This is a genomic window from Halobacteriovorax sp. RT-2-3 (assembly GCF_047085075.1).
In the GTDB taxonomy this organism is placed as follows: domain Bacteria; phylum Bdellovibrionota; class Bacteriovoracia; order Bacteriovoracales; family Bacteriovoracaceae; genus Halobacteriovorax_A.
Genome location: NZ_JBKIYF010000003.1, coordinates 278267 through 293645 on the forward strand (window position 1 = coordinate 278267; position 15379 = coordinate 293645).

At 36.3% G+C, this 15379-nt stretch carries 16 protein-coding genes and 1 tRNA gene; 8 read left to right on the plus strand and 9 right to left on the minus strand.

Annotation, left to right across the window (positions count from 1 at the left end):
• Positions 1 to 78: 78 nt before the first annotated feature.
• The 6 genes from ACMAYX_RS11800 to ACMAYX_RS11825 form a co-directional block, all read right to left on the minus strand.
• On the minus strand, positions 79 to 1041 hold the full coding sequence (locus tag ACMAYX_RS11800; RefSeq protein WP_392990757.1) for a hypothetical protein: 963 nt from the start codon (positions 1039 to 1041) through the stop codon (positions 79 to 81).
• Positions 1042 to 1325: 284 nt separating this feature from the next.
• Complete coding sequence (locus ACMAYX_RS11805) at positions 1326 to 2291, minus strand: porin (RefSeq protein ID WP_412472123.1); 966 nt, start codon at positions 2289 to 2291, stop codon at positions 1326 to 1328.
• A 183-nt stretch (positions 2292 to 2474) separates the two neighbouring features.
• Positions 2475 to 3656, minus strand: coding sequence for a hypothetical protein (locus ACMAYX_RS11810; protein ID WP_412463002.1), 1182 nt, complete (start codon positions 3654 to 3656; stop codon positions 2475 to 2477).
• Between the two features lie 153 nt (positions 3657 to 3809).
• Positions 3810 to 4946, minus strand: coding sequence for a hypothetical protein (locus ACMAYX_RS11815; protein WP_103218909.1), 1137 nt, complete (start codon positions 4944 to 4946; stop codon positions 3810 to 3812).
• Positions 4947 to 5074: 128 nt separating this feature from the next.
• On the minus strand, positions 5075 to 6604 hold the full coding sequence (locus ACMAYX_RS11820; protein ID WP_103218908.1) for a lytic transglycosylase domain-containing protein: 1530 nt from the start codon (positions 6602 to 6604) through the stop codon (positions 5075 to 5077).
• Positions 6605 to 6759: 155 nt separating this feature from the next.
• On the minus strand, positions 6760 to 8016 hold the full coding sequence (locus ACMAYX_RS11825) for a dicarboxylate/amino acid:cation symporter (protein WP_392990753.1): 1257 nt from the start codon (positions 8014 to 8016) through the stop codon (positions 6760 to 6762).
• A gap of 47 nt (positions 8017 to 8063) precedes the next feature.
• Here ACMAYX_RS11825 and ACMAYX_RS11830 point away from each other — a divergent pair, with 47 nt between their 5' ends.
• The gene (locus ACMAYX_RS11830; protein ID WP_146037905.1) at positions 8064 to 8606 is read left to right on the plus strand and encodes a hypothetical protein; all 543 of its coding nucleotides are present in this window, start codon (positions 8064 to 8066) and stop codon (positions 8604 to 8606) included.
• Here ACMAYX_RS11830 and ACMAYX_RS11835 read toward each other — a convergent pair.
• Positions 8603 to 9412, minus strand: a complete 810-nt coding sequence (locus ACMAYX_RS11835; protein ID WP_412469952.1) for a hypothetical protein — start codon at positions 9410 to 9412, stop codon at positions 8603 to 8605. The two genes, ACMAYX_RS11830 and ACMAYX_RS11835, sit on opposite strands and share 4 nt — an antisense overlap.
• A 245-nt stretch (positions 9413 to 9657) precedes the next feature.
• Between ACMAYX_RS11835 and rplU the strand changes: the two genes are divergently transcribed.
• The 5 genes from rplU to ACMAYX_RS11860 all read left to right on the plus strand — a co-directional run bounded on the left by rplU (position 9658) and on the right by ACMAYX_RS11860 (position 12277).
• The gene (rplU, locus tag ACMAYX_RS11840; RefSeq protein ID WP_103218904.1) at positions 9658 to 9963 is read left to right on the plus strand and encodes a 50S ribosomal protein L21; all 306 of its coding nucleotides are present in this window, start codon (positions 9658 to 9660) and stop codon (positions 9961 to 9963) included.
• Positions 9964 to 9989: 26 nt separating this feature from the next.
• Positions 9990 to 10244, plus strand: coding sequence for a 50S ribosomal protein L27 (rpmA, locus tag ACMAYX_RS11845; RefSeq protein ID WP_021266471.1), 255 nt, complete (start codon positions 9990 to 9992; stop codon positions 10242 to 10244).
• A gap of 89 nt (positions 10245 to 10333) precedes the next feature.
• Positions 10334 to 11335, plus strand: a complete 1002-nt coding sequence (obgE, locus tag ACMAYX_RS11850; RefSeq protein ID WP_103218903.1) for a GTPase ObgE — start codon at positions 10334 to 10336, stop codon at positions 11333 to 11335.
• A 3-nt stretch (positions 11336 to 11338) separates the two neighbouring features.
• A complete protein-coding gene (gene rsfS, locus ACMAYX_RS11855; protein WP_103218902.1) occupies positions 11339 to 11803 on the plus strand; it encodes a ribosome silencing factor in 465 nt (154 codons plus the stop codon).
• A gap of 6 nt (positions 11804 to 11809) precedes the next feature.
• Positions 11810 to 12277 carry a 23S rRNA (pseudouridine(1915)-N(3))-methyltransferase RlmH gene (locus ACMAYX_RS11860; protein ID WP_103218901.1) on the plus strand — a complete coding sequence of 156 codons (468 nt, stop codon included), beginning with the start codon at positions 11810 to 11812 and terminating at the stop codon, positions 12275 to 12277.
• A gap of 3 nt (positions 12278 to 12280) precedes the next feature.
• On the opposite strand, the gene ACMAYX_RS11865 is transcribed toward ACMAYX_RS11860, so the two are convergent.
• Together ACMAYX_RS11865 and ACMAYX_RS11870 are read right to left on the minus strand one after the other, a co-directional pair.
• Complete coding sequence (locus ACMAYX_RS11865; protein WP_199177574.1) at positions 12281 to 13288, minus strand: tryptophan--tRNA ligase; 1008 nt, start codon at positions 13286 to 13288, stop codon at positions 12281 to 12283.
• Positions 13289 to 13399: 111 nt separating this feature from the next.
• Positions 13400 to 13702, minus strand: coding sequence for a hypothetical protein (locus tag ACMAYX_RS11870; RefSeq protein ID WP_393022161.1), 303 nt, complete (start codon positions 13700 to 13702; stop codon positions 13400 to 13402).
• Between the two features lie 143 nt (positions 13703 to 13845).
• Between ACMAYX_RS11870 and ACMAYX_RS11875 the strand changes: the two genes are divergently transcribed.
• A tRNA-Met gene (locus ACMAYX_RS11875) sits at positions 13846 to 13921 on the plus strand.
• Between the two features lie 232 nt (positions 13922 to 14153).
• Positions 14154 to 15368, plus strand: a complete 1215-nt coding sequence (locus ACMAYX_RS11880; RefSeq protein WP_412469954.1) for a sensor histidine kinase — start codon at positions 14154 to 14156, stop codon at positions 15366 to 15368.
• Positions 15369 to 15379 lie beyond the last annotated feature (11 nt).

Consider the following 15379-nt stretch of genomic DNA (forward strand, 5'->3'; position numbering starts at 1 on the left):
ATTTTATTAGATTATACAAAGAGAAAAGGGAGATGAAAATCTCCCTTTTTATGACAAATATTTGATTAATATCAGTTTTTAAAATAAATAGGCTACATTAACTTTCCACGCCATTTCATCGTAATCGACAGATCCAACTTCGCCAATAACTGCATAATCGACACCGAATGTCGCATCAATTCCGTTCATACGATATCTAAAGTCTGCAGAAAGATCGAGTTGCTTTGTGTCTGTTCCATCATTATCAATAAGTGTATATTCAATACCTGGAGCAATGAAGAACATCTTATGTAGCATAAATTCAGCATCAAAATTTAAATGAAACATAGAGTAGTCACCACCAGCTGTTGTGAAATCTCCAGTTGTGTAATCAATATCACCATCAAGCTCTGTGCTATCTAATACAGTAGTCATTCCCGCAAAGATTTTTGTACGACTAGGAGACTTAATAGCATCATCTTTCTCTTCAAGATCAAACTGAAGTCCCGCTTCCCATGACATATTATCTTTATTTGAACCAACACCTAAGATGATACGATTATGAGAACCATCTATAGTTCCATTATCTTCATCCACAAGACTAAAAGACCCACCAATAATTAGATCATTCATATTAAATGAAGCTGCTATCTCAATAACTGTATCTTCACTATCAGGATCTGTATCAACCATCTGATAGCCGATACCAAGAGCAAATTGATCTGATAACCTGAAGCCTGCTTTAATATCATATGTATTACTATCAGTATCAGTAGCACCAGTATCAACATTTCCAAAATTTAGATCTGCCTCGATTGACATCATCTTATTTGACCAAGCACCGTAAAAATCAAAGTTAGTGGTATCAATATCACCACCACTATCTGGTTCTAAATTTGAAGAGTTATACTCAGCCGCAACAAAAGTTCTCATCTCTTGTGTTACTGCAATTGTTGAATTATTTTTTGTTTTACCGTCACGTGACGTTTCGGGAACTATCGTATTCGCAAACGCTGTCGTTGTAAGCCCAACTAGAGTTGCGGCCATAAAGATATTCTTCATTTATTCCTCCATAAAAGTTGTATATGCAAATTTTCAACTAAGATGAAAAAAATAAAAACTTAATTTAATTTAAAAAAAAGAAACTTAGAGGGGTGCAGTTTTTATATTTACAACTAAGAGCTTCATTCAATAATGAGCTACTTAATTTTGCAAAGACCGTACCCGAAGGCTCCCTTCGTGGTCGCCTCTGGGTTGAATTGCGTCATCCGCTCCTGCGGATGGCCGCAAACAAAAAGGGAGACCTAAGTCTCCCTTCACGTATATTCTAAATTTTAAAATTAAAATTAGAAGTTGTAAGCTACGTTAACTTTCCAAGCCATTGAATCGAAATCAACGTTGTTTGACTCAGCCATAACAGCATAGTCAATACCAAAAGTAGCATCGATTTTATTAGCTCTGTAACCAAAGTCAGCAGATAGGTCTAGTTGGTTAGTTTCAGTACCAGCTACGTCTTCGCTTGAGTAGTTAAGACCTGGAGTGATGTAGAACATTTTCCCTACTAGGAATTCTGCATCAAAGTTAAGTACTAAGTTAGTGTAATCTCCACCAGCAGTTGCTGAAGCATCACCAGTTGTGTAAGAAAGGTCACCATCTAGTTCGATGTTGTTAACAACTTTAGTCATACCAGCAAATAGTTCAAATTTTGAACCAACATCCATTCCGTTAGCTGCATCGTCTTCTTCCATTGTGTAAGTAAGACCAGCTTCCCATGACATGTTGTTTGCGTTTGAACCAACACCAACAGTTAGAGTGTTGAATGAACCGTCTGTACCAGCATTATCTTCTTCAGAGTTAATTGCAAAAGAAGCACCGATTACTAGGTCATTCATGTTGTATGAACCAGCGATCTCTAGTTTTGTTTGCTCATCATCATTAGCTGTATCTTGAGACATCATTGTGTAACCAAGACCAACTGCAAATTGCTTGTTGATTCTGTATGCAGCTTGTACACCGTATGAATCATTATCTGTATCTGCATCTTCACCCATGTTGATATCTGCTTCTACAGAGATCATTTTGTTTGACCATGCACCGTAAACATTCATGTTAGTTGTATCAACTTCTTGTGCACCAGCAGTATCAGCTTCTGTAGTTTTTGAGTTATACTCACCAGCTACGAAAGTTCTCATTTCACCAGTTGTAGCGATAACTGAAGAGTTCTTAGTTTTTCCATCACGTGAAGTTTCTGGAACGATTGTGTTTGCAAATGCTGCAGAAGAAAGTACTGCCATTGCGATAATACCTGTCATTTTTTTCAAAACTTACTCCTTGTTTTGTTTTATTTAAACTAGCGTTCTAGTTCGATTTAAAAAAATAATTTACTAAATTATACCCTTTTTGTTTTTCTGTGCAATTTTTTTTTACTTTTTTTTAAGAAAGGCCGTGGTTACACTTCCACGGCCTTTTGTATACAATCAAAAATTTTAAAATAATTAGAAGTTGTACTTCATTGCAACTCTTGAATCAGTGTCTTCACCATTTGTACCAGTGTAAACATCAATATCAACAGTTTTATAAGTTAAAGTAGCACCTACAGCAACTCTTGTAGTGTTTTCAAAAGAAGCATCACCATTTGTGTAAGAACCATTGTAGTTAGCAACAACAGCTGATGCTAAAATATTAGTTGGTCCACCTGTTGCATTTGCAAGGTCAGTAGATTTTGCATTTGAGTAAACAGATTGAGAAACAGAACCTCTTAGAGTTAACCAATCAGTTGCTTTAGTTTCAGCACCAATAATAACTGGAAGATTCATTGTTTCTAGCTTTGCTTTACCAGGAACTGCGTTAAGTTCTACATTGATTACTTGGAATGCAGTTCTTACGAAAACCATTCCACCTTCAACTTTGTATTCTTTACCTGCACCAAGATCTAAACGAGAAAGTTCACCATCTTCAGCACCGAAACCTCTTTCTTGGTCCCAAGAAAAAGTTTTATATGAACCGTAGAATTTAGTGTCTTTATTGATTGTGTAAGAACCACCAACTTGAACACCAAGAGTTCCATCAAACTTATTACCTGATAGAAGGTTCTTAGACTCAGACATTAGAGAAACGTTTGCGTATGCATCCCAGTTGTCTTTGTTAACACCAAGCTTAACGGCCATTGCTTCGTCTTCCATTTTATTATTTGTTGTCCCATCAATTGATGTAACGTCTCTGTCTGAAGAAGCATAAACAAAAGCTGCACCCCAGTTAACACCAGCTTTTCCACCAATGAAAAGTTCTAGTTGATTATCTGATGAAGCTAAGTAGTTTGTTGTAGCAGCTGGAGCTGATGCAAGAATTCTTAGAGATGTAGAAATATTTGATTCGTTACCTAGGTAAAGACCATAAGTGAAGTTCCCCATTTTCTTAAAGAATCCACCCATCGCTTTTGGGTCACCATCAGTATCAAGAGTTGCTGATCCAGAACCAATACCTTCTGCACCGTACTCAAGTACAACCATATCTCCATAGTTGTTTACAAATGAAGCGTTAGTGAAGATATAACGATCATCCATTGTGTAGTAGTTGTCTTCAACTTCATCACCAAGAGCAAGAAGTCTTGCTTTTGTAGCATAAGCACTTGTGCTTAAAAGAGCTAAAGTAGCGGCACCTAAAAATACCTTTTTCATATTCCTCTCCTTGAGTGAGTAAATTCCATGAGTTCAAAAAGTAAACTCTTATTAAAAAATGTTAGTTCTTAAATTTTCGAAGGAGATGGGATGAATGTCAACACCCTGAAATTGCTAAAGAATTCGCAATCCCAGGGCTGATATAAGTATTTTTTATTTTATTTTTGCTTGGACAGCGATTCCTCTTGCGAGAAACTTTGACGACATCCAGGAATCTACGAACGTATCATTCTTTGTCGCCGCCTGCTTCAAAGGAGCGTTAAAACTAAAGAAAATAAGGTGATCTTCGTTTAGAGTTCCATCCTCTATTGAAGAATCGTCAATATCCGGACAATAAGAATAGTCTCTTAAAACCACACGCTCTTTTGACTCATTCTCATTAAAAGCGTCAAAATTCTTGGCCAGGTTTTTCTTCAGAAGATTGATTTTTTTAGAAATATCTTCCTCCGTGCTCTCTTCTTTATCGACAAAAGTAACAAATTTGGCCGTTTGAGCATATCCTTCACTTTCAGATTCACAAATCTCACCGATAAAGTGTCCCCAATCGTGCGTAAAAGATAATGGAAAGAAATAAGTTTGCGACTCTTCATCTTTTGTAATTTTCTCTTTTAAGTCTAAGTGAACATAAAGAGAACATGGTGTCGATGTACTTTCACAAAATTCAATGAACTCACTTGAAAGTGTCTTCTTATCTTGAAAGAGCTCTAAAAACTTAGCAGGAGACTCTCCCCAATATAAATTTTCACATTCAATAATTAGACCATTTGTTAGGCATACTTTCCAAAATGCTTGATCAATTAATTCTTCAGGAGTTGTACGATAGATTTCTTTAATTCTAAGATTAAAACTATTAGTTTTAATTCTCTCTAGAAGTCCTTCTTTACTAAGCGATGGAAGAAGTTGCGAGGGCGATAGTTGAATATGATTATCAATATAACTCTCTTCCCCCCACAGTAGTGGCATCGGCTTTGTACGAGATCCAAACGGGTGAAATTTAGAATCTTTGTAAAAACATGAACTATTGATTGGTGTCTCTTCAACAAGTCCTAGATCTTTTAAGATTGAAATATTTCCTTCACCGCGAATTAGTGACGGTCCCATTAGCTTGAAGTTATCTTCAGTTACCTCTTCTTCAGAAAGAAGCTTTACACTTGTTGCATCTAAATTATTTAAATGATCGAATAGATCAATTGCAAAGATATCACTTCCAACAATCAAATTTTTAATGAATGTCTTCTCTTCTTGTTTTACTTCAACTTTTTTAAGTTTAAGAATATCGCTATAGGCCATAGTACCAAATTCCTTGTGTGTTGTGTTTGGCAATACAATAACGTATTTTTTTTGGAATTAAAATAGCGAAACCACGCATTAAAGCGTGGTTTCAGGTAATTTCACTATTTTTTTCTTACATTTTTAGATTATTTAATGACGAGCCTATCGCCTGCTCTAATTTGTCTCTTCTTGATAATATTTAAATTTGAAACAATTAGAGTATCAAGGCTTACACCTGTTTTACGTGATACAGACCATAAAGAGTCTCCACGTTGAACAGTATAGTATTGAGTTGGATTATTAATTTTCTTTCCACGTTGTTTCGCTAATCTGATGCGATTACTATATTTTCTTTTTCTTACAACAGACTTACGAGGTTTATCATAAAGATCTGCGTACATATTATCTTTCTTACTCTGTCCTATTCTAAATGGCAGTGTTACGTAAGATCCGCGCTTAACTCTTGAACGATGTGATTTGTAATCATCGTTTAACCAAGTAAGAACTTCTTTATCTTTAATTTTAAATTTTTGAGCAACATCACTTAAACGAGTTCTCTTACCTCGTACACGATACTTTTGAAAAACATCCTGGCTAGCGACGTAATTCTTTTCAGTACAACAACTTGCCCACTGCTCTCTTTTTCCAACAGGAACTCTTAACGTGTAAGTTTTGTGTGTTGGTGGCGTGAACCATCTTTGAATCTCTGGGTTTAAGTAATGAAGATCATCAAATTCAATATTTAAATCTTTTGCAATTTCGAATAAGTCCGCTCCACCAGGAACAGAGATTTCTTGAAAATCCAGTGGTTCATGCCAATCGATCTCTTCAAAACCAAAAGACTTTAAGTTCTTTCCAATAATAGCTAGCGCCATAATTTTAGGAACATAATTCTTTGTTTCTGGTTTTAAATAACGGCCTTTTCTGATTTGCCAAAAGTTCTTTGTACGATAGCGACGAATCGCACGAGACATCTTTCCTTCACCAGCATTATATGATGCTGCAGCAAGCTCCCAAGAACCAAATTGATTAAAGAGTTTTCTTAAATATTTTGAAGCAGCAATTGAAGACTTGATTGGATCACGTCTCTCGTCAACATACCAGTTAACTTCAAGTCCATAACGACGACCTGTATAAGGCATGAACTGCCAAGGCCCTACCGCTTTTGCCCACGACTTAGCTTTTGTTTGAAATCCAGATTCGGCCATTGCTAAAAAGATTAAGTCTTGTGGTAGACCATTATCCTTTAAAACTTTAGAAAGGATCGGAGCATACCTTCCAGCTCTTGCAGAATATCTCTCAAAGAAGCCACGGCCACGTGTAGTAAAATACTTAATCCATTTCTTAACTGCCGCATTGTAAACAACAGGAATATCAAAATAATTATTTTCTAAATTTAAATGCTCAGCTCCATATAGGAAGTAAGTCTTAAGTTCATGAGTTGTTGGATGTTCAATCTTTGCAGAACCAACAATCTGATCATTCGAGAACTCTGCTCCGTGCTTTGCACTACGAGCGATGATTTTTTCTTCTGAGTATTCCGCATCTGCTTCAATTTCAGCATCTGTTTCAACAACTTCAGAAATGTCCTTCGGGCTCGGGACATCTTTCTCAACAGAGATACATGAAAAGAGCAGTTGGGAGGTTACCAGTAAAATTAATCCATTAATTCTCATCGATCTTCCTTAACTATATGTGCGTATTTCGTTTTCATAAATATTCGGGAACCCAACTTTGGGGTTCCCATATTTTTTCAAATTGTCGTGTCTGAGTCAACGAGGAAAAGATTTTTTCGGTTAAGTACAGTACTGAATTCAATACTTTATATTGTTTACTCTTTATTTTTCAGCATAGAATCAACAACAACTGTTCCCATGGCGTCACCAAAGACGTTAACTGCAGTTCTGAACATGTCCAGAATTCTATCCACAGCTAAGATAAGACCGATCCCCTCAATAGGAAGCCCGACAGCTGAAAGTACGATCGACATTGTAATTAGCCCCGCACCAGGAATTGCTGCTGCTCCGATTGCCGCAAGAGATGCTGTCATAAAAATAATAATCTGCTGAGTTAAACCTAAGTCAAAGCCATAAGCTTGCGCAATGAAGATGGCGGCGACTGACTCATAAAGAGCAGTTCCATCCATATTTACAGTTGCACCTAATGGTAAAACAAATTTTGCAGTATCTTTATCAACGCCTAAATTTTCTTCAACATTCATCATCGTAATAGGTAGAGTTGCTGCTGAAGAAGCAGTTGAAAAAGCAGTAATAATAGCTGGCCCTACACCTTTTAAAATCTCAATAGGTGAAGTCTTTCCGCGAATACTTCCAATAATCAGAAGAAAAATACCATGACAAATCAATCCTAGAATTACTGTCAGCATATACTTAGAAAGAGATATAATTGCGCCAAAACCAGATTTAGCAAGAACCCCTGTCATAAGAACAAAGATTCCATAAGGAGCTAAGCTCATCACTCCCATTGTTAGTTTATTAGAAAGAGATTCAAGAGAACCTACTACTTTAACAAATGGTTCACTATCTTTAGGAATAAATAGCGCAGTCATTCCCATAAGAATTGAGAAGACGATAACTTGTAAAATATTTCCATCGGCCATTGAACCAAATGGATTCGTTGGAATTGCACCTAGAAGAACTTCTTTGATTGAAGCAAACAGTGACGCCCAACCACTTGAACTACTTGCAACTTTCGACTGCATTGCTTCTGAAAGACCATGAACTCCAGCAGAGCCAAGATCAGCACCAATACCAGGATTGATAAGATTTACAAAAATAATTCCAAATAAAACGGCAATACAAGTTGTAATGAAATAATAAGCAACGGCCCTTACCCCCATTCTTCCTAATGATTCTGGTGTTCCTAAGTGGTACATCGCCATAAAGATAGATGAGAAAACAAGAGGGATAATCACCATTTTAAGAAGAGAGATAAACGCATCTCCTATAGGAGAAATAAATTTTACGTATTCACCCTTTCCAAAATAATGTAACAGAAGACCCAAAATTAATCCGAGTACCATTGCAATACCAATCTTCTGCGCTTCCTTCTTTGCTGCTGGTTGCATTAAATTCCCCTTTTAACTATAAAAATTCAAATCGTTTAAAATAACGTATGGTAAAAAAAATTCTTAACAATATTCTAACTTGTTCATTTATTCTCTTATCATTTTGCATATTTATCAATCCGGCAAAAGCTAAGGTGGAAGAACCGAATTACGACTTCACCTTTGATAAATTCAAACCATTCTATCCTGGACAAAAACTGTCAGATATAAAGAATGAATATAAAGCAATCAGATTAATCAATGACAAGAAACCTCTAGCAACTTATGAAATTCAAATTCGCCATCAGAACTACTTCTTTCCTGTTTTTATTCATGTTAGAGATGAAGTCGTTTTAGATTTCTACGCAAGACTTCCAAATTACTTTCTTCACAATACTTTTCATCAATCACTAATAAATCGCTATGGTAAGCAGGATAAGTTTATCAATAATGACGGCACGTCAGTCTATATTTGGAATGATGAAGCCGGATTCACAATTACATACACAGGAGCATGTACAATTACATGCTTCCCGATATTTATTCATATGATAAAAAAAGATGATGTGAAGAATAAGGATTCTTTTCTCATTAAACTTTTAAAAAACTAACTTAACTCTTTTGCAACATCGTTTAATGCAAATTTGTAACACATAATATTTTTGGCAAGAGTGGCCAGGGCCTGTCTTGTTGCCATTGGCATTCCATTGGCACCAAAGTAAGCCGAGTGAATTGCTAAAAATGCCTGTGCATCTTCAAACCTCATCTTAACAGGGCCCAACTTATTAAGAGGATCAAGCTTTATAAAGATCTCTGATTTTCTCAGTTTATATACTTCACTCATCGTAAATATATTCTGATTACGATAATCGATATAAATAACTTCACCTTTAACATCTGCCATACGGCCAAGAATAATTCCCTGCTTAGTTTTTCTTCCCCATAGGCCAATAATTCCCATAGGAGCTAAAGCCCAAGTTAAAAAGCGATTGATAACGACTCGGCTTTCAAATTCTCTTTCGGTGTGACCAAATTCTGGAAATGTTCCCATTAGCCACTCATTTGAGGCCAAAGACAGAACAATCATCGCCATATTCTTATAGCGATAAACATTGTATCCAGGTTTTTGTACGATCGACTCCTTCCCATACTTGTCATTGTCAAAATTTGATCTAATTTGGGCGGCCACCATCGGTGTCGCTTCATCAATAGTCATGACCTTGGCCAGTTGATTTGACGCTATATTTTGTTGGGCCAGCTCACTTTCTTTCTCACCCAGCTCAGTAAAATTCATAATTTGTAAAAATCCTGCGATTTCCGGATCGAACTCCGCAATACGCAGCCTAATATAAACAGGCAGCGCCTGCTCCTTAGCATATTGATAATATGTGTATTTTTCAGTACTTACAGATTGCATTATCGCCTCCATTCAACTTAATTTTTCGGTATTTTTTCCGACTAAATAAGCTCGAAGTGGTTTCCGCTTAGCGCTAGGCAAAAAATCCTCAAATAAAGGAGTGTAATTGCGTCTTAGTCCTTGACAACAGGCCCAATTATTAATAAAAATCCTAGTTTCATAAAGTTAATTTCAGTCCGAGGGAAAAAAGAGTTAGCGAGAACTATCGAGCAACCCCCAAAGGCTGCCTTTCATTAGGAGAAAGTATGTACGGAGTAGTAGAGATCTCAGGTCACCAGTACAGAGTAGAAGCTGGTATGACTATTGATGTTCAGAAGTTAGAACAAGAAGCTGGATCAACTGTAGAATTTGATAAAGTTCTATTTGTTGGTGGTGAAAGCGCAAAAGTTGGTGCTCCAACTGTTGCTGGTGCTAAAGTTGTTGCTGAAGTAGTAAGACATGATCGTTCAAGAAAAGTTATCGTTTCTAAAAGAAAGCCAGGTAAATACATGAAGAAGAACGGACACAGACAACACTTTACAACTTTAAAAATCAAAGAAGTTAAAGCTTAATTAATTATCAATTTTAGGAGTTAGATATGGCACACAAAAAAGCCGGTGGTTCAACAAGTAACGGTCGTGATTCAAACCCAAACATGTATGGTGTTAAGAAATTTGGTGGTGAAGCTGTTGTTCCAGGAAACATCATTGTAAGACAAGCGGGATCTAAGTTCCACGCTGGTAAAAACGTAAAAGTTGGAAAAGACTTTACTCTATTCGCTACGAAAGAAGGTAAAGTACAATTTGGTTTCTATAACAAGAAGAAGCAAATCGTTTCTGTTGTTGAAGCTTAATTAAAATTACCATTTTACGCTATTAATTAGTTGTAAATATTAAAGGGAGCCTATACATAGTGCTCCCTTTTTTTATATAAGACCTTATTATGAAATTTATCGATGAAGTTAAAATTACAGTAATTTCCGGAAACGGAGGAAACGGATGCGTAAGCTTTCGCCGCGAAAAGTATATCCCATTTGGTGGACCAGATGGTGGTGACGGTGGTGACGGTGGTAGCATCTACTTTGAAGCCGACGAAGGAATGAACACTCTTGTTAACTTCAGAGGTAAAAAACATTACCGCGCCGAACACGGACAGCAAGGTGGTGGCCGTCAAATGTGTGGAGCATTTGGTGACGACCTCACAATCAAAGTTCCTGTTGGAACAATTGTTCGTAATGCAGAAACGAATCAAGTTATCGCGGATCTAACTGATCACGGTATGAGATTAATGGTTGCACAAGGTGGACGTGGTGGTCTTGGAAATATTCACTTCAAGACTGCAACTAATCAGGCTCCACGAAAAGCAACTGCAGGAAAAGAAGGCGTAGAACTTGAAGTAGATCTTGAACTTCGTCTACTTGCTGATATCGCACTTGTTGGATTACCTAATGCTGGTAAATCAACACTTATTTCTTCAATCTCTGCAGCAAGGCCAAAGATTGCAGATTATCCTTTTACGACTCTTGAGCCAAACCTTGGTGTTGTTACACTTGGTGAAGATGACTCATTTGTTGTTGCCGATATCCCAGGGCTAATTGAAGATGCCTCAGAAGGAAAAGGCCTAGGGATTAAATTCCTAAAACATATTGAAAGAACAAAATCTCTTGTTCACCTAGTGGATGTTTCTTGGTGTCTTGATGAATACGAAGCGTTTGAACAATACGTAATTATTCGCCAAGAGCTTGGTCGCTATAGTGAAGATCTTTTAAATAAGAAAGAGCTAATTTGTTTAACAAAAATTGATGCTATGACAGATGAAGAAATTAAGAAGTTCCAAGACTTCTTCGAGGCACAGGTTGATAGAAAGTGTCTTCCAATCTCTTCAGTATCTGGACTAAATATAGACTTACTAAAATCTTTAATGCTTAAAACGATAAAGGACTAATCAATGTCACAAAATGAATTTATCACGAAAAACGTAGATGAAATTGCAGATAATTCAAAGCTTGAATTCCCATTAAATATTGCTATGGCGAGTGCTTGGATTCTTGGTAACTTTAAAGGTGTTAACCTTAAAGTTCTTGATATGAGAAAAACAACTGCACTAGCAGATTTCTTCGTACTTGCATCAGCAACAAACTCTTCAATGGCAAATGCAATGTCTGATGAGATTGCAAAACAAATGAAAAGAAAAGGTCAGACGGTAATCTCTAAAGAAGGTCTACACCAACAAACAGATTGGATTCTAATTGACCTTGGTGACATTATTGTTCACATCTTTGATGAATCAGCTCGCGAAGCATATGACATCGACAATTTATGGTCTGTTCCATCAATTGAAATTCCAAATGAGTACTACTACTCTTCTGAAGAAGCTGGAGCATCTACTGATTCAGATAAAGGTTACTTCTAGTAACTCATGAAAGACAATCATGTTATTGTCATTGGGAAGTTAAAAGATAAGCACCTTATCGCGCTTGAAAATGAATACCTTAAGCGTATTAACTTCCCAAAACTTCACATCCATGAGTGTAAAGGTCATCAAGAAAATATTGATCTTGAACTTAAGGAACTTCTAAATAAAGTCGAATCCATAAAAGCAAAATTTGGAAATCAACACGTAGTTGCAATGACCGAGCATGGAAAAACTTGCGATAGTGAGAAGCTTAGTAAGTATATTTATGATGTTATTGAAACCCAGCAAAAAGGTGTTTGCTTTCTAATCGGTGGAGCAGCGGGCTTTCCTAAAGAGTTTTTAAAGACAGTTGATTACCAACTCTCCCTATCTCCTATGACTTTTCCACATAAGATTGCCCGACTTGTTCTAATCGAACAAATATATCGAGCTCAAACGATCAAGCAAGATCATCCTTATCATAAAAACTAAATATTAGTTTGAAACACCAATAGCTTTCTTAATACGACGTAAGTTCTCTTGAGCGATAGGACGAATCTTAGCAGCACCTTGTGCAAGGATAGCATCGATCTGTGATTTATCGGCCATAAGAGCTTCATACTTTTCACGCATCGGTGTTAGTTCACGGTTTAGGACCTCAAAAAGTTCAAGTTTAGCGTGGCCCCAACCAATTCCTTCTTGATAACGTTTGGCCAAGGCAACTTGTTCTTCTGATGTTGCAAAGAATTTATAGATATCAAAGATTAATGATTCGTCAGGATTCTTTGGAGCCTCAGGAGGAGTTGAGTCTGTTGTGATTTTATTAATCATTTTCTTAAGCTTCTTCTCTGGAACAAAGCATGGAATATGGTTTCCATACGACTTACTCATTTTACGTCCATCTAGACCTGGAAGAAGTTTATTTTCGGCCTTGCTTACAATAGCTTCAGGAAGAGTAAGAAGATCACCAAATTTGTGATTAAAGCTTGAAGCGATATCTCGCGCAATTTCGATATGCTGTAGCTGATCCTCACCTACTGGTACATAATCAGTATTCATAAAAAGAATATCTGCGGCCATAAGAACAGGATAAGAAAATAGACCCATATTAATACCAAAGTCTTCATCGCGATTTTCTTCAGCATTCTTATCTTTCTTTGCTTTATATGCATGAGCGCGATTCATTAATCCCTTTGAAGCAAAACATGAAATAATCCAATTTAGCTCTGTAATCTCTGGAATATCACTTTGCTTATAAAGAATTGCTTTATTTGGATCAAGTCCAGCAGCTAGCCAAGTCGCGGCCACTTCATAAATATCATTTCGAAGAATTTCTCCATCGTGAATAGTTATAAGAGAATGATAATCAGCAATAAAGAAGTAGCCTTCCATATCTGATTTATTAACATTATCAATAGCAGGTTTAATTGCACCGATATAGTTTCCTAAATGTGGCATTCCTGTTGGTTTAACACCTGTAAGACAAATTTTCTTTTTACTTATGTCACTCATTTTCAAAGCCTACTTCTTAAAGTTCACAGTCTGTTATAGCTAAATTTTTGACAAAAAAAAAGGGCCCATTGCAGGCCCTTTATCTCTAATTATGTAATTCTATTAATTGTCGTACTTTACTAAAGAAGAAGACTCCATAAGCTCAGTTAGAAGCTCAATAGAAAACTCTAAAGCCTGATCTCCGTATGGAATTTTTGAATTCTCTTGGCAAAATTTCGACTGTTTTACTAGTGAAGCGCAAATTCTCATCACTTCCGCAGTCCCATCAAAAAAGTCTGCTTCATCTTCTGTTGTCACAATATGTGCCATTAGCATATTAATCGTTTTAATTGCGCGAAGCTGTGCAGGTGTAAGCTCTGAAGTATCGATATCAATCGTTAACTTACTATGATTTTGCATTTCCATCGTCTAAACTCCAAAAAATTTATTTTTTAACATCCCTCATACAGAGTTCATATCGGAGCGTCTTCTAGAAATTTTAGTAATTTATGTCTGACAAATTTAATTTGACATAAGACCTTTCTGATAATATATTGATTTTACTTTGTCGCGGGGTGGAGCAGTTGGTAGCTCGTCGGGCTCATAACCCGAAGGTCGTTGGTTCGAATCCAGCCCCCGCAACCAATTTCTTACTTAAAAAATCCCAGTCATTTACCACACTTACCGTCATTAAAATAAGGCGCTAACGCTTATATTTTAATTTTGCATATTAAGCTCCTCAGCGTCATAAAGCTGCGCTTCATGAACGCAGGGACAACCCGCAACCAATTTCTTACTTAAAAAATCCCAGTCATTTTCAACTAAATAAAATATCGTCATAGCCGACAATCTTTTATATTATTTATATTTAGTAATTATGAAAGATCGTTTTAATACACTTCTTATTCACTTTACTAATGTCATGGCGATGATCTCATTACTTGCCTATGCCTTTAGACACCATCATTTTATCAATGATAATGTTTTGTATTATTTTGTTTTACCAATCTCAACTCTTTACCTTGCCTTCTATTATTTTGACTTTAAAGGGCAACATACACTTAGAAATATTTCGAGCCTCTTTCCTTCTATCGCAATAACATTGGTATTAATTACTTCTTTTGGTGGTATTCACGCTCCAGGAGTCTTCTGGATTGCAGGGTTCCCAATTTTCTTTGCAATATTTTTTAGAAAAAGAGGGATGATTATTGGCATCTCACTCATGCTTGCTGTCTATGCTGTCTTCTATGCCTTTGAGGCGCAAATTCTATCGATGACAGTTAATGTGTCACCAGAGCTTTATATGCAAGAAAAGAGGATGAATGTTATTCACTTCTCGATTGTTATTACTCTTTTCTTTCTATACTACACTTGGCTTGAGCAACAAACGCGAGATGAAATTGAACAATCAAAAGAGCAACTGGACACCCTTTTACATGTTGTTCTTCACGATCTTTCTAATCCAATTACAATTTTAAAGTTAAAACTTTCAAATTTGAAAAGACGGTTTCAAATTAAAGATAATGAAACAAAGCAAATCAAAGAAGCTTTTTCTAAAATTGAAGAGATTATACAAAATATTAGAAGCTTTCAAATGAGTTCTGAAAACTTACAAGAAGATAGAAGAATAATCGAATCAACAGAGTTGAAATCATATCTTTCAGAGCAGTTTAGATTAATTAATAAGAAACACTTAAAATTAATTTTTAAAGATGAAGGAGGCTTTAAGATAAAATGTTCTCCCTCTATTCTTAAAGACCATATACTAAGTAATTTACTTACTAATGCTGTGAAATTTAGCCATCCCGAAGATATCATTGAAGTAACTTTTAGCATCCAAGGAGACTCTGCACTGCTCAGTATTCGAGATGAAGGTATTGGTATTCCAGAAGAACTTATGGAATCGATTTTTGAATTTGATAAGAAAACCACAAGGCCTGGAACAATTGGCGAAGCTGGTACCGGTTACGGGCTTCCAATCGTACACTATTTTGTAGAGCTTTCAGGTGCAAAAATTTTCGTTCACTCGCCTACAAGTAATGAAAATGGCACGGAGTTTACCCTAAGTTTTCCCTTGAGAAATCATAAATAAATTTCACTTTG

Excerpts from the sequence above, each read along its gene's own strand:
- ACMAYX_RS11830 (WP_146037905.1), top strand. The coding sequence starts at position 8,064 with ATGGTAAAAAAAATTCTTAACAATATTCTAACTTGTTCATTTATTCTC.
- rsfS (WP_103218902.1), top strand. The coding sequence starts at position 11,339 with ATGTCACAAAATGAATTTATCACGAAAAACGTAGATGAAATTGCAGAT.
- obgE (WP_103218903.1), top strand. The coding sequence starts at position 10,334 with ATGAAATTTATCGATGAAGTTAAAATTACAGTAATTTCCGGAAACGGA.
- ACMAYX_RS11810 (WP_412463002.1), bottom strand. The coding sequence starts at position 3,656 with ATGAAAAAGGTATTTTTAGGTGCCGCTACTTTAGCTCTTTTAAGCACA.
- ACMAYX_RS11820 (WP_103218908.1), bottom strand. The coding sequence starts at position 6,604 with ATGAGAATTAATGGATTAATTTTACTGGTAACCTCCCAACTGCTCTTT.
- ACMAYX_RS11860 (WP_103218901.1), top strand. The coding sequence starts at position 11,810 with ATGAAAGACAATCATGTTATTGTCATTGGGAAGTTAAAAGATAAGCAC.
- ACMAYX_RS11835 (WP_412469952.1), bottom strand. The coding sequence starts at position 9,412 with ATGCAATCTGTAAGTACTGAAAAATACACATATTATCAATATGCTAAG.
- ACMAYX_RS11870 (WP_393022161.1), bottom strand. The coding sequence starts at position 13,702 with ATGGAAATGCAAAATCATAGTAAGTTAACGATTGATATCGATACTTCA.
- ACMAYX_RS11880 (WP_412469954.1), top strand. The coding sequence starts at position 14,154 with ATGAAAGATCGTTTTAATACACTTCTTATTCACTTTACTAATGTCATG.
- rplU (WP_103218904.1), top strand. The coding sequence starts at position 9,658 with ATGTACGGAGTAGTAGAGATCTCAGGTCACCAGTACAGAGTAGAAGCT.
- ACMAYX_RS11800 (WP_392990757.1), bottom strand. The coding sequence starts at position 1,041 with ATGAAGAATATCTTTATGGCCGCAACTCTAGTTGGGCTTACAACGACA.
- rpmA (WP_021266471.1), top strand. The coding sequence starts at position 9,990 with ATGGCACACAAAAAAGCCGGTGGTTCAACAAGTAACGGTCGTGATTCA.
- ACMAYX_RS11815 (WP_103218909.1), bottom strand. The coding sequence starts at position 4,946 with ATGGCCTATAGCGATATTCTTAAACTTAAAAAAGTTGAAGTAAAACAA.
- ACMAYX_RS11825 (WP_392990753.1), bottom strand. The coding sequence starts at position 8,016 with ATGCAACCAGCAGCAAAGAAGGAAGCGCAGAAGATTGGTATTGCAATG.
- ACMAYX_RS11805 (WP_412472123.1), bottom strand. The coding sequence starts at position 2,291 with ATGACAGGTATTATCGCAATGGCAGTACTTTCTTCTGCAGCATTTGCA.